The organism is Pedobacter sp. Leaf170 (assembly GCF_920984665.1).
Lineage (GTDB): Bacteria > Bacteroidota > Bacteroidia > Sphingobacteriales > Sphingobacteriaceae > Pedobacter.
On sequence record NZ_CAKLBP010000001.1, the window covers coordinates 347,148 to 368,959 of the forward strand.

The window sequence follows — 21,812 nt, forward strand, 5'->3', positions numbered from 1 at the left end:
CCCATGCCTCCCGAATAGTCAGGACAGGCTTCTCCAAAGGGGGATAGCGTGGCGCATCTGCAATCCCTAACAATTTCTTAATAATTTGCGCAGAAAACTCGCTATATCCACCCTGCAATCCGGCATAGGAAATGATGGATGGATAAAACGTTAAAGCTTATGCAGAAAATTGCAAATACCAAAAAACCAAAGTAACACGTTATGCCCTATTCTTAATCGAGTAATTGTGTTACTGAAATCAAAGCTTTAAAGAATTTACCAGACAGCAGTTCCACCTGTCCCGAGCATTCGGGAAGCCTTGATTTTTTGTTTATTTTGTATCAAGACGAAAGAAAAGGCCATTCGGCGACTAACCAAAAAATACTAAAAGATTGCTTCCTCGAAGTATTATGATAAGCTGTGCCTTGCAATGACGAAAAACATTCGATATTAAAGTTTAACAATAATTTGAAGCGCAAATGCAGAAGCCATTCGGTTATTTCGGTCCCGCTAGGGGCTATTTTGCAAATGGTTTGTGAATGGCAAAACTTAAAAATTATCGACAATACAACATTTCGATTGCAAAGAGAACCACTAAGTGCTCAGTGCAATTAAATTTTAAATATGAGAGGAATTGTTCAAACATCACTCCATTTCGCTGCGCTTCAGTCGAGATGACGAGTACGGCTTTTAAGCACAGACCTTTGTAAGTAAACCCGACATAAACGAGCATGAAGCGCAGCGGAATAAAGTGATTGGCGGGGCTGTAATCTGCCATTTAAACTGAACGCTCATTTCCAAAAAATTAAAACAACCCAAGCATTGTGAAGCTAAGCCATTAAAACATTTAGCTCTTTTATCTGTTCAAAAATTGAACTAATTATTATTTAATAAAAAACAAATAGAAAATTATGCATTGGATATTACTTATTATTGCAGGCCTTTTCGAGGTTGGATTTACCACATCGTTAAAATTATCAGAAGGATTTACCAATTGGAAATGGGCTACAGGATTTGTAGTTTGCGTTATCATCAGCTTTGTTTTCCTTACAAAAGCTATTTAGCAGATTCCGCTCGGTACAGCTTACGCAATATGGTCTGGAATTGGAGCAGTTGGAACTGTTTTGGTAGGGATACTTTACTTTAAAGAAGATGCTAACTTTTGGCGAATCTTCTTCATCGGATTACTGATTCTATCTATTGTAGGCTTGAAAATGGTAACCCCAGATAAATCAGCTTAAGCAAAATCATTTTGCCCATCGCTTAAAACATCCTAAATTTAGCGTTCATATTTTATTAGAGCGATGACATTACATACTATAGATACCGGTTTGTTTAAATTAGATGGTGGCGCAATGTTTGGCGTAGTACCTAAAGCGATTTGGCAAAAAACAAATCCGGCCGATGCAAATAACCTATGCACCTGGGCAATGCGCTGCCTTTTAATTGAAAACGATAATAAATTAACTTTGGTTGATACCGGCATTGGCAATAAACAGGATGAGAAATTCTTTAGCCATTATTATTTGCATGGCAATGATTCGATGGAGCAATCTTTAGCTGCGCTGGGTTTTAATGCTGCCGATATTACAGATGTATTTTTAACTCATTTACACTTCGACCACGTAGGTGGTGCCATTGTACGTGACGGAGATAAATTATTGCCAGCTTTTAAGAACGCAAATTATTGGAGTAACGAAAAACACTGGCAATGGGCGGTTGAGCCCAATCAGCGGGAAAAAGCATCGTTTTTAAAAGAAAACATTCTGCCTATTTACGAAAGTGGTCAGCTAAAATTTGTTGAAGAACGAGAGAATATTGAATTTCAAAGGAATATAAACATCAGCTTTGCATATGGGCATACTGACGCGATGATGTTGCCAAAAATAAGCTATAAAAGTAGAACGATTGTTTATATGGCTGATTTATTGCCATCTGTAGGGCATTTGCCCCTACCTTATGTTATGGCTTATGATATGTTCCCTTTAAAAACTTTAACTGAAAAGCAGGCATTTCTGGAAGAAGCGGTAAATAATAGTTACATTTTATTTTTGGAGCACGACCCGATTAATGAATGTTGTACATTACAAAGAACTGAAAAAGGCATCCGCGTTGCGGAAACTTTCAAATTAAGCGAAATTTAATTGATGATTCGTTTTGCAACACCCGAAGACGCAGCTTCTGTTGCACCGTTAATTATCTTGGCGATGGGCGATTTAGCAATCAAATTTAGCAACGATACAGATGCTGTTAAAACGCAGGCTTTTTTCGAGCATTTTTTTCGGCTACCCGATAATCAATACAGCTATCAAAATACTTTAGTTTTTGAAGAAAATGGTTTGATTTTGGGTTCGCTTAATGCTTATGACGGCGCAAAACTTTTAGCGCTCCGGAAGAATTTTCTTGATTATTTAAAGTTTCATAACGGTTTATTAGATTTTAATCCAGAGCCCGAAACAGAAGCTGGCGAATTTTATCTAGATAGCCTGGGTGTAAATCCTGAAGCTCAAGGCAAAGGAATTGGCAAGAAACTGATTAATGCCGGTATAGCCTGGGCAAAAGAACTTAAACATAAAACGGTTGGTTTAATTGTAGAATTTGATAATGATAGGGCGCTGAAGTTTTATCTTGATAGAGGTTTCACTATCAATAATCAAAAAGAATTTGTGGGCGGCAAATACCACCACATGATTTATCAGGTTCATCTATAAATAGCTCAAAAAGATTTTTGCAGTTTTATTTGTATTTAATCTAAATAATAACAATTTTTGTATCGATGGAAAAAGCTTGTATCGATATTAACGAACTGGTTAACGTATTCTCAAATAATTATGGTTCCGTTTATCAATCTGATAAATTAAATTGCTTTTATATTGATTTTGGCGGCAAGTTTGCCCGTTACAATTGCCTTTCACTTCAAAAACTAAAGAAAGTTGTAGAAGATATCGATATTGAATCGCTTCTGCTAAATACCAAAAAGGCAGATTTTGAATTGGTTACCTACAATGGTTGCGATCATATTTACCTACTAAACGCACTGGAAATTATTGCATTAAAAGATTTGTTGCAAGGAACTTTCACCATGTTTAAACTAAATCACTTAATTAGCGATTGCCTTTATAGATTGGTTTTTTAGTTAGTAAGATTGTGCATTCGGTATAATCCGTGTTATAATCTTAAGTCATGATAACTCGTATCTTCCTAATACAAAAAGAATATACATTCGAAGTTGCAACACATCTTCCATCCTACATCTTCCATTATCCCTCTTACATCTAACATCCTCCATCTCAGTCCATTTTTCAATTGCTATTTAAACTAATTACAAATACCTACTTATCAGCAATTTAGACTAAGTTCATATAACAGATAGTTTCTATTTTTAAACAAATACGTGGTACATTTGTATTCTTACTAAAGCAAAAGAATTATGAAAGATTTAATGCGTATTAAATGTTTACTATCTCAGGATATTGAAACACTTTTAAATCAGCAGATAAAAAAAGAAGCTCACTCTTCATCACTATATTTATCAATGGCATCATGGTGCAATCAAAATGGCTATGATTTCTCAGCAGATTATTTTACAAAGCAATCTGAAGAAGAAAGAATGCACCAGCTAAAATTGTTTAAATATGTGTTAGACATGGGTGGTAATGCAGTATCTCCGGAGGTTACAGGAATTAAAACGGAGTTTTTGGGATTTAGAGAAGTTTTTGAAGATGCTTTGGAAGCAGAAATTGCAATTACCCAAAGTTTTAAAAACATTGCTGCCAAATGCCATAAAGAACAGGATTTCGTAACGATGGAATTTTTAAACTGGTTCTTGAAAGAGCAACGTGAAGAGGAATACAAAGCCCGTCGTGCTTTGGAATTATTTGAAGTTATTGGAGAAGAAGGTACCGGAAGATGGGAAATTGACAAGCACGTTAATAAAATTACCTATTCTGAAGATTAAGCAAAACAATCAACAAAACAAATACAGAAAGCTACCACATGGTAGCTTTTTTTTTGAACAAAATTTACAACAAAAAAAGAAAGCTTCCCGATTTTAAACAGGAAGCTTCACTTGGTTTAGTTTGTTTGGTTTATGTTGATTATGAATAAGCTTAATTTTATAAAAAAAGCGCCGTTACCAGCGCTTTTCTTAAACCAAATATATAATAATAATTAACGAGCATTACAAAAGTACACATATTTTACATATTCACAAATAAATATTCAATTTATATCAAAATATTTTTAATTAATTACATTAAAGCCTAAAAATGAGGTAAAAAAATATACTAATAGGGATATAATTCCTATAAAATTTAAATTTATATTAAAAATATTCTTTTTTTATTTTCAAAATCATACTTTAATAGAAAATTTAAGTTAAATGATAGAAAATTTTATACAAAATTACTTAAATCATCCAAAAACATACGACGAGATGTTTCTTGATAGTGAAAATTACAGAAATCACTATTCAAATTTCATTAAAAACTTCTCAAAAGAATCTTTAGAAAATCTAAACAAGAAGGAAGAACTGGCAAAGAAGCTTTTCATGAGTCAGGGTATTACTTTTACGGTTTATGATAGTGGCGAAGGCATCGAAAAGATTTTCCCTTTTGATATTATCCCTCGCATTATTACTTCGAGTGAATGGCTTTTTATTGAAAAAGGTATTAAACAGCGTTTAAAAGCTTTAAATCTTTTTCTTAAGGATGTTTATAGCAATCAATTTATTTTAAAGGATAAAATTGTTCCAATAAATGTAATCTACTCCTGCCCTCACTTTTTAAGAGAAATGTACAATGTTAATGTACTACACGACATTTACATTCACATTGCCGGCATCGACTTAATCCGCGACCACGACGGAACATTTTATGTTTTAGAAGATAACCTGCGAACACCTTCTGGCGTTAGTTACATGCTCGAAAACCGGGAAATTACTAAAAGGCTTTTCCCAGATTTAATTCCGCAATGCGGTGTAAGGAGTGTAACAGAGTATCCGGCAATCTTGTACAAAAATTTGATGGCCCTTTCACCCCGGGCGGTATCGAACCCAACTATCGTATTATTAAGTCCGGGTATGTACAATTCTGCCTATTATGAGCATACAACCTTAGCCCGGTTAATGGGTGTAGAGTTGGTAGAAGGGCGGGATTTGGTTGTAAAAAATCAAAAGGTTTACATGAAAACCACCATAGGCTTGCAGCAAGTTGATGTAATTTACCGCCGGGTAGACGATGATTACATTGACCCGCTTGTGTTTAACCCAAATAGTGTGTTGGGCGTTGCTGGCTTAATGGGTGCTTACAGAAAAGGTAATGTTGCCATTGTTAATGCCGTTGGTAATGGCGTTGCCGATGATAAGGCGGTTTATACCTATGTGCCGGATATGATTAAATATTACCTGAATGAAGAACCTATATTAAAGAATGTTCCAACCTATCAATTGAGTAATCCTGATGAGTTAAAATTTGTTTTCGAAAATATCAATACCATGGTGATAAAAAAAACGAATGGAAGTGGTGGTTATGGAATGCTAATGGGCCACGCGGCAAGCGAACAGGAAACCGAAGAATATAAATTGGAAATACTAAAAGACCCTCGCAATTTCATCGCTCAGCCAACCATAAGCCTTTCATCTGCTCCTTGTTTTATCAACGGAAAACTTGCACCACGAAGAATAGATTTAAGACCATTTGCACTTAACGGACCGGATGGAATATCAATTGTTCCGGGTGGATTAACAAGAGTTGCCTTAAAAGAAGGCTCTTTGGTTGTTAATAGTTCGCAAGGCGGAGGCAGTAAAGATACCTGGGTTTTAACTTCTTAAAATACAAATATGTTAAGTAGAGTTGCATCGAGCTTATATTGGTTAAGCAGATATGTAGAACGTAGCGACGGTATGTTGCGCATGTTAAAAATAAATTATGCTTCATCTCAGGATACCATTCAGGAATTTACCTGGAAACCAATCATCAGAATTTTTTCTGCTGATGATGAGAATGAATTGCTAAATATACAACACGATAGCAGGGCGGTTATTGAATATTTGTTGCTAAATCGCGAAAATCCGAATTCGATATTAAATATTATTACCCTTGCCAGAGAAAATGCCAGAAGCGTTCAGGAACATATTCCGAAAGATTTATGGCAATGCTTAAATGAATATTATCATACCGTAAAGGATGAAAAACTGCTTTGGTATGTTCAAAAAGACGACCCCATAACAGCTTTAGATTTGCTTATTAAGCAAGTTATGCTTTACCATGGCACTGCAGATAGTGCAATGGAACGGGGTGAGAGCCGTAGTTTTATGAAAATTGGCAAACACCTCGAACGCAGCATACAATCGGTTGATATTTTGGATGTAAAATTTAGCTCTGTAAGTACTAATCCTGATTTGTTAACAGATATAGCGTACTGGAAACACCTGTTACTATCCTTAGGAGGGTATGAATTGTACCTTAAGACTTACAGACAGGGTTTTGATGCTAAAAATATTATAGAATTGGTGATGCTAAATAACGATTTCCCTCGTTCGGCCCTTTATTCTATGAATAATATCGAAAGGTATTTTAACAGATTAAAAAGCGAAAGCAACATCGAACACTACAATAGTTTATCATTTAAAATTGGAAGACTTAAAAGTATGATTACCTATAGTTCGGTAAGCAGTATGGAAGAAGAAAGTTTACACAATTATTTAACAGAAATGCGATCAGAACTTTTCGGTATTGGAAATATGCTAAATGAATATTATTTCGCAAATTCATAATGTTTTAATCATCCCAAAGGTTAAGTTTCAAATCATTATCAAAATCAAATATGCCAATTTTTAAAATTAAACACATTACCAATTATAAATACGAAACACCTGTTCGGGATAGTGCCAATCAGGTTATCCTCTTCCCTATTAAAGATGATTATCAAAAAGTTGTTAAACATGATTTAAATATTTCCGGCAGCCCGGAGATTGAAATATTTATCGATTATTATGGCAATGAGGTAGGCACATTTACGCAGAACGAACCGCATACCCAACTCAAAATTTTTTCGAAGGTATGTGTAGAAACTTCGCCTAAACCGCTACCTCAGGATGATATGTTTGGTAACGAGCAATGGAATCGCCTGGATGCGCTGAAATACGAAGTTCCTTATATTGATTATCTCCGCCAGGAAGTTTTTGAGGGCATTGCACAGCTTAAAGAAACTGCTTTGAGCATAAAACAAGATGAAGACACGCCATACCAAACAGCAATAAAGTATAGTGCACACGTGTTTAATAATTTCGAATATATTAAAGGTGTAACTGCTGTTGATACTACCATTGATGAAATACTTAAATTAGAAGCTGGCGTTTGCCAGGATTTTGCACATGTATTAACGGCAATGCTGCGTTTAACCGGAATTCCATCGAGGTACGTTAGTGGCTATATTTGTCCAAACCGCGATGGTATGCGTGGTGAAGGGGCAACCCATGCCTGGGCAGAAGCTTATTTACCAGAATACGGATGGCTTGGTTTAGACCCAACAAATAACTGTATTGCAAATGAAAACCACGTCCGCCTTGCCGTTGGAAGGAATTTTGCAGATTGTTCTCCGGTAAAAGGTGTTTACAAAGGTGGTTTTGAACACATTATGGAAGTAAATGTTTCGGTTGGTTATAATGATGAAGATTTGAATGATAACGAAACCTATTTTAAACCTACAGAAGTAAATTACAGCAAACCATCTGCAACGGTAACGAATGTAAGAAAGCAGAATAGTTATCAGCAATACATGGAAGCTATTCAGCAACAGCAGCAACAACAACAGTAGATAATTTAATTATTTATCTCCGATGCAGAGGATATAAACTTAATATTTAAACAATAAACCCATTCCAATAATTTAACCTCATTTTTTTTCATAAATTTGCGCCTTTTACAAATAACAATATGATTAAGAGACAGCAAATTAGAGATTTATTAAAATCGACTGCATTTAACACAGAAGTAACGGTTATGGGATGGGTTAGAACCTTCCGTAATAATCAGTTTATCGCCTTGAATGACGGAAGTTGCATGAGCAATATCCAGGTAGTTTTAGATTTTAATAATTTGCCTGAAGAGTTGTTAAAAAGAATTACAACTGGTGCAGCTATTTCTGCAACCGGTAGTTTGGTAGAATCTTTAGGAAAAGGGCAAACCGTTGAAATAAAAGCAACTTCTGTTGAGATTTTGGGCGATAGCGACCCGGAGAAATTCCCCTTGCAACCTAAAAAACATAGTTTAGAATTTTTACGTGAAATTGCACACTTGCGTTTCCGCACCAATACTTTCAACGCTGTTTTTAAGGTTCGCCATGCTTTGGCTTTCGCCATTCACCAGTTTTATAACGAACGTGGTTTTGTTTACATGCACACGCCTGTAATTACAGCTAGTGATGCAGAAGGCGCTGGTGAAATGTTTAAGGTTACTTCTCTCGATTTTGATAATACACCTCGAACGGAAGATGGCAAAGTAGACTTTTCTCAGGATTTCTTTGGAAGAGCAACCAATTTAACAGTTTCTGGTCAGCTGGAAGGTGAATTAGCGGCAATGGCTTTCGGACAGATTTATACTTTCGGACCAACATTCAGAGCTGAAAACTCAAACACAACACGCCACCTGGCTGAGTTTTGGATGATTGAGCCCGAAGTTGCATTCGCTGATTTAGAAGACAACATGCAGCTTGCAGAAGATATGATGAAGTATGTAATAAAATATGCTTTAGATAACTGCAAAGAAGAACTGGAGTTTTTAAATAATCGTTTGGCTGAAGAAGATAAGCAGAAACCTCAAAATGAGCGTAGCGAATTTACTTTATTAGAGAAGTTGGATTTTTGCCTGGCTAATGATTTTGAGCGTTTAACTTATACTGAAGCGATTAAGATTTTAAAATCATCTAAACCAAACCAGAAAAAGCAATTTAAATATTTAATTGATGAGTGGGGCGCCGATTTACAAAGTGAACATGAACGCTATTTGGTAGAAAAACATTTTAAAAAGCCGGTTATTTTAACGGATTATCCTGCAGAAATTAAATCTTTCTACATGCGCCAGAATGAACCTGATGCTGAAGGCAGACAAACTGTTGCCGCTATGGATATTTTATTCCCTGGAATTGGCGAAATGATTGGCGGTTCGCAACGCGAAGAGCGTTTAGACCGTTTAACAAAACGTATGGATGATTTAAATATCCCGCAGGAAGAACTTTGGTGGTATTTGGATACCCGCCGTTTTGGCTCTGCTCCGCATGCGGGCTTCGGCTTAGGCTTTGAGCGTTTAGTATTATTTGTTACAGGTATGACTAACATCCGTGATGTAATTGCATTCCCTCGTTTTCCTAAAAATGCAGAATTTTAATTTAAAGCTTAATGTCTGTGGTTAAAAATATTAGCTGCAGGCTTAACATAAAAAAGTCCGTTCTCTTTGTAAATCAAAAGAACGGACTTTTTATTTTAACTATTGTTGGTCATTATAGCAAAATAATAACCTCAAATACTACAAAAATATTGGCCTATCTAATTTAATCGCAATGCGATAAGCTGCATTCATCAATCCAACATGACTGTAAGCTTGTGGAAAATTACCCCATTGGCTACCCGTTTTAGCATCCACATCTTCGCTAAAAAGCAATAAATGGTTACAATATTTGATGATGTTTTCAAATTCTGTAATGGCTTCATCAATTCTACCCACGCAAGCCAGTGCTTCTACATACCAAAAAGCACAAATCAAAAATGTAGTTTTTGGTTTTCCAAAATCATCGGCGTGTATGTAACGATAAAACAAGCCATCTTCGGTTTTCAGTTCATTTTCTAAAGCAATCAGGTGATCTTTTGCCTTATCAGATGCCGGATCCAAATAGCCCATCATAATCAATTGCAATGTACTGGCATCCAAATGAGTACTGCCAACGGCATTTGTGTAAGCCTTTCTTTCCGGATCGTAACAAGCTTCTATGTGCGCCGCAGCTTTATCAATTAAAACCTGTGCTCTATCTTCAAAATCTACGTTTCCAATAGTTTTTGCCATTTTTAAGGCGGCATGAGCACCTGCCCATTGAAATAAATTACTATAACAATGTACATTTGCCATATTCCTGAACTCCCAAATTCCGGCATCCTTTTCATCAATCGTTCTTTCGATTTTAGATAGCACACTTTCTATCCACTTTACAGAATCACTTCTTTCAGAAAACACAAAGCGATGGTCTGTGTAAAGCGGCAGCATCGAAATTAAAACCTGACCATAAATATCATTTTGTATATGTTCGTAAGCCTGATTTCCAATCCTTATCGGTTGTTCGCCTTCATAACCTTCCAGGTGATCTAATACATGTTCGGTAATATCTCTTTCGCCTGCGATGCCATACAAAGGTTGATAACGGGTATCTTCTGCATGAGAAATATCAGACAGATAACTGAAATATTTCTCCATTTCTTCGAAATGGCCAATATGGTTTAATGAAGTTAACACATAGTGAGAATCTCGCAACCAACAATAGCGGTAATCCCAGTTTCTGGTACTTCCAGGTGATTCTGGCAAACTGGTTGTACTTGCAGCAATAAAAGCTCCGGTATCTTCGTATTGATGTATTTTTAAAACCAAGGCAGAACGAATTACAAATGGTTGGTAAAAGCCAGCAATAGATGAATGTTTAATCCATAATCGCCAATAAGCAATTGTGTTGCGTAGAAAAGTTTCTGCCGTGCTTACAATTGGTGCTTCTAAATCCTGTCCATAGGTAAGAATCAGATATTTAGCATCATTCAACACAAATGCCTTTTCATCAATAATATAACTTAAAGATACATTTGTACTTAATCTTACATTTTCTTCGCAGCCTTTATAATCAATATGGTTACTTCCTCTTACAGGATGCAACTTTTCCTTCCCATAGTCGCTAACCGGATCGCATTTTATCGTTATCCTTGGATTTCCTTCCAAAGGCTCAATTTTTCTGATAAGCATCAATGGCTTAAAATACCTTTCGTGCAAACCGAAACGGGGCGCAAAATCGGTAATTCGATAGGTACCGTCTTCAGCTGTAATTTCGGTTCTTAAAACATTGGTATTCTCGATGTAATATTGATTGGATGAATACTCGCCTTGAGGTAAAATAGAAAATTCACCTCCTTTTTTCTTATCCAGTAAGCTTCCGAAAACAAAAGGACTATCAAAACGAGGCCAGCAAAGCCATGATATGTCTGTATTTTTATTAACATGCGCCATAAAAGCGCAGTTTCCTATTATTCCTGTTTGATATAGGTGTTTTTCGGCCATAAGTTTTTTAGAGTTTTATAACTAACAAGCTTTTGGGGAAAATGTTGGCAGGAATATAAAAAAGCTTGCCTGTTGATTAGGATTTGACCGATTTGGCGGGTAAAAACATTGTTAATCAAGCCTGATTGAAGTGGAAATATTTTTTATTTGCCGAAACCATGAATATCCTGTCATGCGGAGGCACAGCCTGACCCGACACTTCGGAAAAGCATCCGTAACCGATGGAACATCTGCCTGCGGTAGGCAGGGAATGCAGGATTACAATTGGCAAAGGAATCAATTTGGCTAAAGAATGTAGTCCCTATACTCGAATAGAGGGAAAAAAGTTTATGCCACCAACTAGGTTTCAAATTACTGAACTTAAAATCCCTCTTAAAAGTAGCGGAACAGCACAGCAGAATATGTTACGCATAACTTTGATAGAGAGAGGCTAAAAAAAAGCCAGCTCCGAAATATTCGAAACTGGCTTAGTTAGTGATAATGATTATCTTAAATTACTGTTCCACTTGGTAAAACAGCACCTTTTTTAATTACAACAATTCCATCTTTAACGGCGTATAGCTCATAGTCACCATCAACTAAATGCGGACCGCCATTGATTTTAACATCATTGCCAATTCTACAATTCTTATCGATAATTGCATTATTGATATAACATCTATCACCAATACCAATTAGGGCATTACCTTTACTATTTTCGGATTGAATTTCCTCTAATGTTTGGTAACGGTCGCTACCCATAATGTAAGCATTTGTTACAACCGTATGCTTACCAATACGTGCACGAATACCTAAAACAGCATGTTCTACCCTACTCGCCTGTACAATACAACCTTCGGCAATAATAGCTTTCTCTAGAGTTGTACCCGATATTTTTGATGGCGGTAACATCCTTGCACGAGTAAATATGGTATGATTACTATCAAACATATTAAACTTCGGAATCTCGTCTGTTAAGCCAAGGTTTGCTTCAAAGAATGATGAAATATTACCAATATCAGTCCAGTAGCCCTCGTATTGATAACTTAACACTCTGCTTTGTTCAATCGCTCTTGGTAAAATTTCTTTACCAAAATCTTTTTCCTCTTCGTTTTCATTTAAAATGTTAATTAAATAATCGCGATTGAAAACATAGATACCCATCGACGCTAAGAAGTTTCGTCCTTCGCCTTGCATTTCTGCACCTGTGTCTGACACCCATTCCTCTAAACCCGTTTTAGGCTTTTCGATAAATGAAGTAATCATGTTCTCTTCATCAGCTTTTAAAATACCAAAATCGGTTGCATCTTTTGCCGTAACCGGAATAGTTGCAATGGTAATTTCTGCATTGGCTTCGATGTGTTTTTCGATCATATCTTTAAAATCCATCTGGTACAATTGGTCGCCAGAAAGGATTAAGATGTAATCAAATTCATGAGAAACGATGTGATGCATACATTGGCGCACGGCATCAGCCGTTCCCTGGAACCAGCCTGCGTTTTGCACGGTTTGTTCTGCCGCCAAAATATCAACAAAAGCCGTACTGAAATGACTAAAGTGATAAGTGTTTTTAATGTGTTTATTTAGGGATGCCGAATTAAACTGGGTCAGCACAAACATACGGTGGATGCCAGAATTAAGGCAATTAGAAATTGGGATGTCTACCAACCGATACTTACCCGCAATCGGAACCGCAGGCTTTGAACGTGTTTGTGTGAGTGGCGATAGTCTAGAGCCCTGGCCACCGCCAAGGATAACGCCTAAAACTTTGTCAGTCATGTTTAAGCTTATTTTAGTAATTGGTATAAATCTATGTAATTCGTTGCTGCCCTATCCCAGGAATGGTCAATTTTCATCATTGTTTTTCTTACAGCTTTAAATGCTTTTTTATCATTGTATAAATCTACAGCACGATTGATGGCGTGGTTTACATCCCAAATGCTGGTTTGATCATGACATAAGCCAAAACCACCGTCTCCAACATCTATAACTGTATCTTTTAAGCCGCCAACCCGCCGCACAATTGGTACTGTTCCATATCTCAATGCATAAAGTTGATTTAAACCGCATGGTTCAACCCTCGATGGCATTAAAAGGAAATCTGCACCGGCATAAATTTCGTGCGAAACCTGCTCGTTGTAGCCAATATATGCGTTGTATTTTCCTCCAAAAATATCTTTTAGTTGATTTAATCTGCCTTCAACCCAGTTATCGCCCGAACCTAAAACCAATATGTTGATGTTATCGCCATGTTGTTGTAAAGCAGTGTAGAATATATCTGGTAGTAAGTCAGCGCCTTTCTCATCCACCAATCTACCTATAAAAGTAAAAAGAGGTTTAGAAGAATCTAACTGAAAAACATCACAAAGTGCCTTTTTGTTTGCAGTTTTTCCAGCCTCAACGGTTTTTAAGCTGTAACTTTTGCTCAACATCGGGTCGGTTTGAGGATCCCAAACCTCGCTGTCAATTCCATTTAAAATGCCTACAGATTTCCAGCGTTCCTGTCTGAGTAAACTTTCCAATCCACGGGCGTTATCCATCATTTCTTCAAGGTAACTTGGTGAAACTGTGGTTACTCTCCATGCGCATTTGATGGCTGAAGCTAAAGGATTTATGGCATCGTCCCATCCTAATAAGCCGCCTTTCCACAAATCAAAAGCTGGTATGTAATACAATTTATTCCAGCCAAACTGGCCTTGATATTGTGCATTATGGATGGTTAAAATAGTTGGAACTTTTGATATATTTTGATATTTCAAACAATTGGCCACCATAAAAGGAACCAGACCGGTGTGATGATCGTGGCAATGGATAACATCCGGACGATGCTCCCATTGTGAAATCCAATCTAAGGTTGCGATTTGAAAAGCTACAAAACGTTCGGTGTCATCATCATAGCCATAAACACTTGGCCTATCTGTTAAACCCTGTATATGAACGATGTATAAATCGAAGCCAAGCTTATTGGTTTTTTCTTTTAAAATTCTGTATTGAAAATGGTGGTTGCCGTAATTTGACCAGGCGTCATAGGTAACTTCAAACTCACTTTCGCGGATAAATTTTGTATCGTAAGCAGGCACAACCACTTTGGCAATATGCCCCACTTTATTCTGGTATTTCGGTAAAGCCCCAACAACATCTGCTAAACCTCCAACTTTAGCAGCCGGGTAACACTCGGCACTTATATGTATAATTTCCATTAAATATTTGGTGTAGATAACTGTGTTAAGTTAGTAATTGTTTTCTTATTTAGAAATAAAGAAACCTATTTAATCTTAAAATTTATCATTTTTTCAGACGCAAATATTCGCATCATTAAAGGATTCGCCAATTTTTCATATTTTCGGGCGGAAAAGGTATAGTTTATGGAAAAACGCAAGGTTTTAATTACAGGTGCAAGTAGAGGTATTGGCTTCGAAATCGCTAAGAAATTAGCAAACAAATATGAATTAATCTTACATGCAACCAGTGAGCAAAGTTTTAGTGAAACCTTACCAAATACTAGTTTACTTTGTGCCGATTTTTCAAATCATGAAGAGGTAAATAACTTTTGCAAAAGCCTAAAGAAATTACATGGAAAAGATTTGTATGCCGTGGTTAATAATGCCGGCATTACTTTCGATAAATCGTTAATTTTTCAGCCTGAAGATGAAATTGATAAGATGTTGCAAATTAATTTAAAAACGCCAATATTAATTTGCAAAACGGCCATGAAAATTTTCGGATTGAATAAAAAAGGTGTTATTATAAACATCAGCTCCTGCGTAGGCGAAAGCGGAAATGCTTTCCAATCTGTTTACGCAGCAACTAAGGCCGGTTTAATTGCCTTTTCAAAATCTATAGCTAAAGAAATAGGCATCTTAAATCAAGATCATAATATTAGAGTTGTTACCGTATCTCCAGGTTTTATAGAATCTGATATGACGGACAAGATTCCCGAAGGTGAAAAGGCAAATTACTTGAAAATGGTTCCCGCTGGTCGTTTTGGCAAAGCCGATGAAATTGCCAATGCCGTTTCGTTTTTAATATCTGATGAAGCTTCCTATATCAATGGTTCAAATATTCAAATTAACGGCGGAATTTTATAATGGACAATTTAATTGGTGTATCGCCACAGCAAGTGCTCCTCCACGGACCAACAAAACAATTATTACATAAATACCATTGGCACGAACCGAAAATTGGCATTATTGCAAGTTATACGCCTAATGCACATGATGTTAAAGACCATTTTGGATTGTTTAGAGGCGTAGATCAAATTGAGGCTTTTGCACAGGCTTCAATTGTTTCTTGCGCAGGTTTTTTAGAATACAAAAAGCAGAACGGCAGTTTCGAAGATGTAAAAAACAAGTTCTTACCGGTGTTTATCAGCATTGGTAATGTTAACTTTCATCATTATATAGAAGAAGGCGAAACATTTGTAAGCTTAGGGATAATTAAGTTTAATAAATTTAGGCAAATGGTATGCGATGGCAGGATTTATAAAGTCGTTACAAAAAACCTAAATTTAGATGAATATTTTGCTGAATTTAACGAAGATAAATTATTAAAATACGAACTTAGCAACGACTTTAAACTTGTTGCTGAGTTATATGATGTAACGGGCAGGGCGATAAAAAGAGAAAAAATTAATCAAGAAATTAAAAATGAATAGACAAGAAATAATTGCTGATCTAGTTGAAATATTGAAGACGGTTAGAACAATCGACCCCGAAAAATTAAAAAATCTGACAGAAGAAACTGACTTTATTGCTGATTTAAATACGCCATCAACCGAAATGATAAATATTGCTGCAAAGGTAGAGCAGAAATTTGATATCGAATTTGAAGATGATGATATTGATGATTTAGGCTCTAAAGTTAAAGATATTGTAAACCTGATTATTGCTACTCAAGAAAAAGCATAATGCAAAACGCTATCAAAAAAGTTGCGGTAGTGGGTATGGCTGGAGTTTTTCCAACCTGTACCGATTTAAATGATTTTAGAGATAAACTTTTTGCCAATAAAAGTTTAATCAGAGAGTGGGATAAAGCCACTGCTCATGGCAAAAATATTCGTTCTACTGTGGCTGGTTTTGTAACCGAAGCAGAAATGAGCCTGGAAGTCGTTCCATCTTCTATCATGGAAAACTATCCAGAAACTTACATTGATACACTTAACAGGATATCTGCAAATAACCTGGCTACGGCCGATGTTGGAAGTATTTGGGCAATGTTAAGTTCGCTTGATGCAATAAAGATGGCTGGCTGGACAGATGCAGAAACGCAATCGGAAGAAACCGGTGTAGTTATCGGTTCGGGCGGTGGTGGCCATGAAATTCTTCGTGCTGCATGGCATAACTTTTTTGAGCTTAAAAAGAAATCGCGGTTAGCGGGTTCGCACAATGTTGATAGAGCAATGGTTTATCGCGATGCGGCAAATGTTTCATGTTTAATAAAAAATAAAGGCGTTTGCGAATCAATTGGTTCGGCTTGTGCAACAGGCTTGGGCAATATCGGTTATGCATATCGCCTTATAAAATTTGGCTTGCAAGATAGAGTTATTGCAGGCGGTGTTGAAGGCACATCAATTGAAACATTTTTAGGCTTTGATTCGATGCAGGTTTTAAGCAAAGGTTTTAGTCCTGATAAAAGCTCCCGACCTTTTGATGTAAACCGAAATGGTTTTGTTTGTGCTTTTGGTGGTGGCGTAGTGGCTTTAGAAGATTACGATTTAGCTAAAGCACGTGGTGCTAAAATTTTAGCCGTGATTGATGAATACTTTAACAATTCTGATGGCGATGGCGATATGTTTGCACCTTCATTTGCAGGGCAGCAGCGTTTGTGGAAAGGTTTGCTAAAAAATACAAGTAAAAAACCTGATGTTGTAAAAGTACATGGAACCTCTACGCCTGCCGGAGATGCGATTGAACTTTTAAGCGTTGTTGATGCTCTGGGAGATAGCGGCTACCATGTTTCGGCGCCAAAATCACAATTTGGGCACATGCTTGGCGCAGCCGGAGCGGTAGAATTTATAGCTTCAGTTTTGATGTTAGAAAATCAAACCGTATTGCCTTGCCTAAATTCAGATGAGTTAAATCAAAATCCAGAAAGTTTTCAATTGAACGAAAACTGGGCCGGACCAAATACGCCACTTGCATCTTTCAAAGATTTGATTCCGCAGCAAAGTTTTAAAAAAGAAATAAATACGGTTACCTGCCTTAACTATGGGTTTGGTGGAACAAATAGTTCCATCATGATTTCAAAAGATAATTAAATGCTTAATAATCAAAATAAAGTTGCCCTGGTATATGGCGTTCGTAACGAAAGTTCTATCGCCTGGAGCATTGCTTTAAAGCTGCACCAATCGGGTTGTAAGGTTGCATTAAGTTATGTTGATGATACAAAAGACGAAGTGCTATACCTGATGCAGCAAGCCGGAATGGATAATTCCTTATCCATGTTTGTTGATGTTCGGGAGGAAAAGCAACTGTCTGAATTTACCAAAAGCATAGCTGATAAATTTGGAGAAATCCATTACATATTACACGGTGTAGCTTATGGCAGTCAGCAGGTTATGTGTTACAGTTTACCAAACAGTACAGAACCTGCACCAAGTTATTTAGATATTCCATTTGATGAATTAATGGATGCCTTTAACATTAGTGCTTACAGCTTGCTAAGAATTTGTCGAGTGGCCGAGCCGTACCTGGCTAAAAATGCATCCGTTCTTACGCTCACCTACAATGCATCGCAACGCGTATTTCCGGGTTATGCAGGCATGGGTATAAATAAAGCTGCGCTTGAAAACATTATGATTTACCTGGCAAATGTTTTAAGAGATAAGCAAATCAGGGTAAATGCAATTTCTGCCGGCTTGGTGATGACAACCTCTGCCGGAGGCATAAACGGTGTTAGAAAATTGCGCAAAATGGGTAAAATTACTGCGCCACTTGGCAATATTACCGCTAATGATGTTGGCGATGCGGCGCTTTATTATTTCTCAGATTTATCAAAAAAAGTAACCGGAAATATCCACTATGTGGATGGGGGTTTTAATATAATGGGCGTTTCTGTAGATGAAGAATAAAATTGGCGATATTGATATTGAAACCAACCAACAATTTTATGTTGGCAACGATATTGTCTATTTACCAGATTTTGAAAAAACGTTTTCAGAATTATTCAAAAAAAAAGTTTACACCGAAAAAGAAATAAATTATTGCACTCAATTTGATAATGCTTTGCTCAGATATGCATCAACCTGGGCTGCTAAAGAAGCCGTGTATAAAGCACTTAAACAGGAGAATTCAAATCCATTGCCTTTTAATAGCATCGAAATAATAAGAAATAAAATTGCAGGCAAACCAACTGTTCATTTATTAAAATGGCTCAAGCAACCTAACATCAGCTTAAGTATTAGCCACGATGGGGATTACGTTTGGGCGGTTGCAATCATCAATATAAAAGAATGATAACGCAACACCAGTTCGACCATAAATTGGCGCACCTAAACTATTATAAATTTGGTAGCGGTAAAAAAGTTATGTTATGCTTTCATGGTTATGGCATGCACGGTAAACAGTTTAAAATGCTCGAAGAAAGTATGGGAAGCACTTATACTTTTTATGGCTTCGACTTATTTTTTCATAAGGAAACTAAGCTAAAAGATGAAAATTTAGCCATTATAAAAAAAGGGATAACCAAAACCGAACTCGCCAATTTTATATCTGATTTTTGTGTTGAACAGCAAATTGATAAATTTTCTGTAATTGGTTATTCGATGGGTACACATTATGCCGTAGCACTAACTGAGATACTTTTTAAAAGAATTAAAAATTTTATCCTAATTGCTCCTGCGGCACTTCAACCCGGCAAAATGATAGAGTTTTTATCTAAAAATAAAGTCGGAAACAAAGTTTTGGAGAAACTTGTTCTTTCTGAAAAAGCTTTGATAAATCTTTTAAAATTTAGTAAACGTTTTAATTTTGTTGATGATATTGGCTACAATATTTTACTCAAAGAAATAAATACCTCAGAACTAAGGTTAAGTTTATATGCTACTTTTACCTATTTAAGGTTTCTGGATACAGATAAAAACCATCTTCGTAAGATTTTAAAAGAAGAACCGATAAGGGCATTTTTTATATCAGGCAGCAAAGATAAAATGTATCCACCTTCAATTGCAGAAGCTTTTTGTAAAGATTTACCAAATGCACAATTAATTATTTTAAACGAAAATCATGAAATGCTCAATAAGCCTTTTGTTGATGAATTATGTAAATTTTTATTATGATTAAAGATAAACCACTCCCAGATTCATTGCTACGCTTTGGAGGAAAAGTGCTTTCATGGTTTATCAAAAAAAAGTTTAAGAAAATTATTCTTAATGAAATCGATATAAAAGCAAACCACTCTTACCTTTTAATGTGTAACCATTTTAGTTTTTGGGATGGATTATTGGCTTGTTTCATCGTTGTTAATGCAATTGATAAAAAGCAAAGGTTAAAAGGTATGAAAATAATGGTTTTGGAGAAACAAATGGAAATGAACAAATGGTTAAAATACATTGGCTGTTTTTCTATCGCACCAAAAAGTATAAGGGCTAAAGAAAGTTTAGATTATGCTATTGATATTTTAAATGAACCTGGAAATGTTTTAATAATTTTTCCTCAGGGGAATTTAGAATCCATGTTTATCAGATATATAAAATTTAAAGATGGTATTACCTCAATAATTCCTCATGTTAAAGTTAATTGCCAACTTATCTGGAGCTCTAATTTTATCGAATTTTTTGAAGGATTGAAGCCAAGAGTTTATTTGAATATGTTGGATGCAGGCACAAACAGTGATTTTGATTTTGAAAGGCTTAAAAGCGATGTTAATGCTCATCATCTAAGCTCCATGAAAAAGAATTTTAGGTTTACAGAAGAGCCTAAAAACTAAAAAACCGCAAGCGTAACTTGCGGTTTTAACAACAAAACAAATATGTGATTTAATCTATTTTAATATTCTTCTGCAATGATTTCATAGAAATCTCTGATGGGTTGAAATTGCGGATGCAGGGAAACAACATCGCCAAAAACCAGTAAAGCTGGTGCCGCTATTCTCTTATCTTCTACCACTTCAGCAATCGTATCTACAATGCCAACAGCAATTTTTTCTTGCGGAGTTGAACCATTTTGAATCACTGCAACAGGCAATAAATTTTTACTTTCAGCCTGAAAAATAGCGGCAATTTCTTTCACTTTTTCAATCCCGTTTAGCACAACAATGGTTGCCTTAGTTTTGGCCGCGATATACAAATCTTCAGAAATTTCTCCTTTTGAATTTGTTCCGGTAACTGCCCAAAAGCTTTCGCTTAAATCTTTATAAATCATCGGAATTTTCTGCAAACTTGGCGCACCGGTTGCACTCGAAATGCCTGGAATAATCTCCGTTGGAATGCTATATGATTCTGCAACATCAATTTCTTCGTATCCCTTTGCAAAGAAAAATGGGTCACCACTTTTTAAACGAACCACATGACCATAATTTAAAGCATAATCGATAATCAGCTTGTTAACGGCATCTTGCGAAAAATCTTCATCATCGCTACGTTTACCAACGTAAACCTTCGGTATACCCTCTGGCGCATAACATAGTAAAGCTTCGTTCACATTTGCATCATACAAAACAACATCAGCTGTTTTTAATGCTTTAACACCTTTTAAACTGAATAAATCCGGGTCGCCAGGACCAGCACCTATTAAAGTAATTCTTGGTTCAATGTTCGCTTTTTCTACTTTACTTAAAATCATGACAGAAAATTTTAGCTCGTAATAATTTTTATTAATTGTACAAATATATAAAGTCTATAGAAATTGTAGTAATTTATTTTAAAATAATTTTGTTTTAAAATGAAGATGGTCTGTGAGGACACAGACCATGGACTAATTTTCAGATAGCCTTGACCTCTCCGTCATGCGGAATTTATTGCGGCAACTTAGTGACGGTTTATTTAGCTAAAATTATGAATTTACTTACAAGGAGCTTCCTGAAAAGTAAATTTACCCGCTTCGTAGTTAATAGGTTTTCCTTTTACAAAATAAGAGCGACCTAAAGTTGTTTCAATCTGCCCCACTCCCATTACTAATTTATTATCTTTCTTTAAAAATGCTAAAGGGTTGGTATATTTTCTGGTAGAATCTGTTCCAGTCATAAATCGATAGTCAACCAAAAGTGTATCGCCACTAAATTTGCCTTCCAAGGTTCCGTTATTTTGTGGTTTTTCGGCATATTTAACTAAAAGCGCACCTGTAATTTTACCCGATGCCATCTTTTTTACAATCATCGAAGCGCTATCTTTTTCATAATAGGCTGCATAACAAGTTTCACTAATAACAGAATCTGCCTTTGCGGTATCAGCTTTTTTTTCTGATTGATTACATGCAAACACAAAGGGAATTGCAGCGAAAGCTAAGTAAAGGATGTTTTTTTTCATTTTTTATTGGTTTAATGATGAACAATCTTAATATAAAGATAACTACAGGATGAAATGTTTGTTAAAATTCCACAATTAAATAT

Annotated in this window: 21 protein-coding genes and 1 pseudogene; 17 read left to right on the plus strand and 5 right to left on the minus strand. The window is 36.0% G+C overall.

What is annotated here, in order from left to right; genetic code table 11:
- Window positions 1–890: 890 nt before the first annotated feature.
- From LUA90_RS01475 to asnS, 9 genes and pseudogenes are all read left to right on the plus strand, one after another.
- Window positions 891–1,220: pseudogene (locus tag LUA90_RS01475) on the plus strand (multidrug efflux SMR transporter).
- 63 nt (window positions 1,221–1,283) lie between these two features.
- Entirely contained in the window at window positions 1,284–2,123 is an 840-nt protein-coding gene (locus LUA90_RS01480; RefSeq protein ID WP_231460048.1) for an MBL fold metallo-hydrolase, read from the plus strand.
- Between the two features lie 3 nt (window positions 2,124–2,126).
- Complete coding sequence (locus tag LUA90_RS01485; RefSeq protein WP_231460047.1) at window positions 2,127–2,690, plus strand: GNAT family N-acetyltransferase; 564 nt, start codon at window positions 2,127–2,129, stop codon at window positions 2,688–2,690.
- Window positions 2,691–2,755: 65 nt separating this feature from the next.
- Complete coding sequence (locus tag LUA90_RS01490) at window positions 2,756–3,115, plus strand: hypothetical protein (protein ID WP_231489845.1); 360 nt, start codon at window positions 2,756–2,758, stop codon at window positions 3,113–3,115.
- A 294-nt stretch (window positions 3,116–3,409) separates the two neighbouring features.
- Window positions 3,410–3,937: a ferritin gene (locus LUA90_RS01495; protein WP_231460045.1), complete on the plus strand. Its 528-nt coding sequence runs from the start codon at window positions 3,410–3,412 to the stop codon at window positions 3,935–3,937.
- Window positions 3,938–4,360: 423 nt separating this feature from the next.
- Entirely contained in the window at window positions 4,361–5,809 is a 1,449-nt protein-coding gene (locus LUA90_RS01500; protein WP_231460044.1) for a circularly permuted type 2 ATP-grasp protein, read from the plus strand.
- Between the two features lie 9 nt (window positions 5,810–5,818).
- Entirely contained in the window at window positions 5,819–6,754 is a 936-nt protein-coding gene (locus LUA90_RS01505) for an alpha-E domain-containing protein (protein ID WP_231460043.1), read from the plus strand.
- A gap of 50 nt (window positions 6,755–6,804) precedes the next feature.
- Window positions 6,805–7,797, plus strand: a complete 993-nt coding sequence (locus tag LUA90_RS01510; protein WP_231460042.1) for a transglutaminase family protein — start codon at window positions 6,805–6,807, stop codon at window positions 7,795–7,797.
- A gap of 119 nt (window positions 7,798–7,916) precedes the next feature.
- Entirely contained in the window at window positions 7,917–9,365 is a 1,449-nt protein-coding gene (gene asnS, locus LUA90_RS01515; protein ID WP_231460041.1) for an asparagine--tRNA ligase, read from the plus strand.
- Between the two features lie 138 nt (window positions 9,366–9,503).
- On the opposite strand, the gene LUA90_RS01520 is transcribed toward asnS, so the two are convergent.
- The 3 genes from LUA90_RS01520 to LUA90_RS01530 form a co-directional block, all read right to left on the minus strand.
- A complete protein-coding gene (locus tag LUA90_RS01520; RefSeq protein WP_231460040.1) occupies window positions 9,504–11,288 on the minus strand; it encodes a glycoside hydrolase family 15 protein in 1,785 nt (594 codons plus the stop codon).
- A 489-nt stretch (window positions 11,289–11,777) separates the two neighbouring features.
- On the minus strand, window positions 11,778–13,046 hold the full coding sequence (locus tag LUA90_RS01525; RefSeq protein ID WP_231460039.1) for a glucose-1-phosphate adenylyltransferase: 1,269 nt from the start codon (window positions 13,044–13,046) through the stop codon (window positions 11,778–11,780).
- A gap of 8 nt (window positions 13,047–13,054) precedes the next feature.
- Window positions 13,055–14,467, minus strand: coding sequence for a glycogen synthase (locus LUA90_RS01530; protein ID WP_231460038.1), 1,413 nt, complete (start codon window positions 14,465–14,467; stop codon window positions 13,055–13,057).
- 165 nt (window positions 14,468–14,632) lie between these two features.
- Between LUA90_RS01530 and LUA90_RS01535 the strand changes: the two genes are divergently transcribed.
- Genes LUA90_RS01535 through LUA90_RS01570 form a run of 8 tightly spaced genes read left to right on the plus strand, consistent with a single transcriptional unit; the run spans window position 14,633 to window position 20,192 of the window.
- Window positions 14,633–15,355: an SDR family oxidoreductase gene (locus LUA90_RS01535; protein ID WP_231460037.1), complete on the plus strand. Its 723-nt coding sequence runs from the start codon at window positions 14,633–14,635 to the stop codon at window positions 15,353–15,355.
- A complete protein-coding gene (locus LUA90_RS01540; RefSeq protein ID WP_231460036.1) occupies window positions 15,355–15,921 on the plus strand; it encodes a hypothetical protein in 567 nt (188 codons plus the stop codon). Before LUA90_RS01535 ends, LUA90_RS01540 begins: the two co-directional genes overlap by 1 nt.
- Complete coding sequence (locus LUA90_RS01545; RefSeq protein WP_231460035.1) at window positions 15,914–16,174, plus strand: acyl carrier protein; 261 nt, start codon at window positions 15,914–15,916, stop codon at window positions 16,172–16,174. Before LUA90_RS01540 ends, LUA90_RS01545 begins: the two co-directional genes overlap by 8 nt.
- Window positions 16,174–17,523, plus strand: a complete 1,350-nt coding sequence (locus LUA90_RS01550) for a beta-ketoacyl synthase (RefSeq protein ID WP_231460034.1) — start codon at window positions 16,174–16,176, stop codon at window positions 17,521–17,523. The genes LUA90_RS01545 and LUA90_RS01550 overlap by 1 nt, the downstream gene beginning before the upstream one ends.
- A complete protein-coding gene (locus LUA90_RS01555; protein WP_231460033.1) occupies window positions 17,524–18,336 on the plus strand; it encodes an enoyl-ACP reductase in 813 nt (270 codons plus the stop codon).
- On the plus strand, window positions 18,326–18,721 hold the full coding sequence (locus LUA90_RS01560) for a holo-ACP synthase (protein WP_231460032.1): 396 nt from the start codon (window positions 18,326–18,328) through the stop codon (window positions 18,719–18,721). Before LUA90_RS01555 ends, LUA90_RS01560 begins: the two co-directional genes overlap by 11 nt.
- Window positions 18,718–19,542 carry an alpha/beta fold hydrolase gene (locus LUA90_RS01565; protein ID WP_231489846.1) on the plus strand — a complete coding sequence of 275 codons (825 nt, stop codon included), beginning with the start codon at window positions 18,718–18,720 and terminating at the stop codon, window positions 19,540–19,542. The genes LUA90_RS01560 and LUA90_RS01565 overlap by 4 nt, the downstream gene beginning before the upstream one ends.
- The gene (locus LUA90_RS01570; RefSeq protein ID WP_231489847.1) at window positions 19,539–20,192 is read left to right on the plus strand and encodes a 1-acyl-sn-glycerol-3-phosphate acyltransferase; all 654 of its coding nucleotides are present in this window, start codon (window positions 19,539–19,541) and stop codon (window positions 20,190–20,192) included. The genes LUA90_RS01565 and LUA90_RS01570 overlap by 4 nt, the downstream gene beginning before the upstream one ends.
- Window positions 20,193–20,251: 59 nt before the next feature.
- Here LUA90_RS01570 and cobA read toward each other — a convergent pair whose 3' ends face one another.
- Together cobA and LUA90_RS01580 are read right to left on the minus strand one after the other, a co-directional pair.
- A complete protein-coding gene (cobA, locus tag LUA90_RS01575; RefSeq protein ID WP_231460029.1) occupies window positions 20,252–21,046 on the minus strand; it encodes a uroporphyrinogen-III C-methyltransferase in 795 nt (264 codons plus the stop codon).
- Between the two features lie 218 nt (window positions 21,047–21,264).
- Complete coding sequence (locus tag LUA90_RS01580; protein ID WP_231460028.1) at window positions 21,265–21,729, minus strand: hypothetical protein; 465 nt, start codon at window positions 21,727–21,729, stop codon at window positions 21,265–21,267.
- Between the last annotated feature and the right edge of the window lie 83 nt (window positions 21,730–21,812).

Bases quoted from the DNA above. Each gene is read 5' to 3' on its own strand.
- LUA90_RS01480 (WP_231460048.1), top strand. From the start codon at position 1,284: ATGACATTACATACTATAGATACCGGTTTGTTTAAATTAGATGGTGGC.
- LUA90_RS01485 (WP_231460047.1), top strand. From the start codon at position 2,127: ATGATTCGTTTTGCAACACCCGAAGACGCAGCTTCTGTTGCACCGTTA.
- LUA90_RS01490 (WP_231489845.1), top strand. From the start codon at position 2,756: ATGGAAAAAGCTTGTATCGATATTAACGAACTGGTTAACGTATTCTCA.
- LUA90_RS01495 (WP_231460045.1), top strand. From the start codon at position 3,410: ATGAAAGATTTAATGCGTATTAAATGTTTACTATCTCAGGATATTGAA.
- LUA90_RS01500 (WP_231460044.1), top strand. From the start codon at position 4,361: ATGATAGAAAATTTTATACAAAATTACTTAAATCATCCAAAAACATAC.
- LUA90_RS01505 (WP_231460043.1), top strand. From the start codon at position 5,819: ATGTTAAGTAGAGTTGCATCGAGCTTATATTGGTTAAGCAGATATGTA.
- LUA90_RS01510 (WP_231460042.1), top strand. From the start codon at position 6,805: ATGCCAATTTTTAAAATTAAACACATTACCAATTATAAATACGAAACA.
- asnS (WP_231460041.1), top strand. From the start codon at position 7,917: ATGATTAAGAGACAGCAAATTAGAGATTTATTAAAATCGACTGCATTT.
- LUA90_RS01520 (WP_231460040.1), bottom strand. From the start codon at position 11,288: ATGGCCGAAAAACACCTATATCAAACAGGAATAATAGGAAACTGCGCT.
- LUA90_RS01525 (WP_231460039.1), bottom strand. From the start codon at position 13,046: ATGACTGACAAAGTTTTAGGCGTTATCCTTGGCGGTGGCCAGGGCTCT.
- LUA90_RS01530 (WP_231460038.1), bottom strand. From the start codon at position 14,467: ATGGAAATTATACATATAAGTGCCGAGTGTTACCCGGCTGCTAAAGTT.
- LUA90_RS01535 (WP_231460037.1), top strand. From the start codon at position 14,633: ATGGAAAAACGCAAGGTTTTAATTACAGGTGCAAGTAGAGGTATTGGC.
- LUA90_RS01540 (WP_231460036.1), top strand. From the start codon at position 15,355: ATGGACAATTTAATTGGTGTATCGCCACAGCAAGTGCTCCTCCACGGA.
- LUA90_RS01545 (WP_231460035.1), top strand. From the start codon at position 15,914: ATGAATAGACAAGAAATAATTGCTGATCTAGTTGAAATATTGAAGACG.
- LUA90_RS01550 (WP_231460034.1), top strand. From the start codon at position 16,174: ATGCAAAACGCTATCAAAAAAGTTGCGGTAGTGGGTATGGCTGGAGTT.
- LUA90_RS01555 (WP_231460033.1), top strand. From the start codon at position 17,524: ATGCTTAATAATCAAAATAAAGTTGCCCTGGTATATGGCGTTCGTAAC.
- LUA90_RS01560 (WP_231460032.1), top strand. From the start codon at position 18,326: ATGAAGAATAAAATTGGCGATATTGATATTGAAACCAACCAACAATTT.
- LUA90_RS01565 (WP_231489846.1), top strand. From the start codon at position 18,718: ATGATAACGCAACACCAGTTCGACCATAAATTGGCGCACCTAAACTAT.
- LUA90_RS01570 (WP_231489847.1), top strand. From the start codon at position 19,539: ATGATTAAAGATAAACCACTCCCAGATTCATTGCTACGCTTTGGAGGA.
- cobA (WP_231460029.1), bottom strand. From the start codon at position 21,046: ATGATTTTAAGTAAAGTAGAAAAAGCGAACATTGAACCAAGAATTACT.
- LUA90_RS01580 (WP_231460028.1), bottom strand. From the start codon at position 21,729: ATGAAAAAAAACATCCTTTACTTAGCTTTCGCTGCAATTCCCTTTGTG.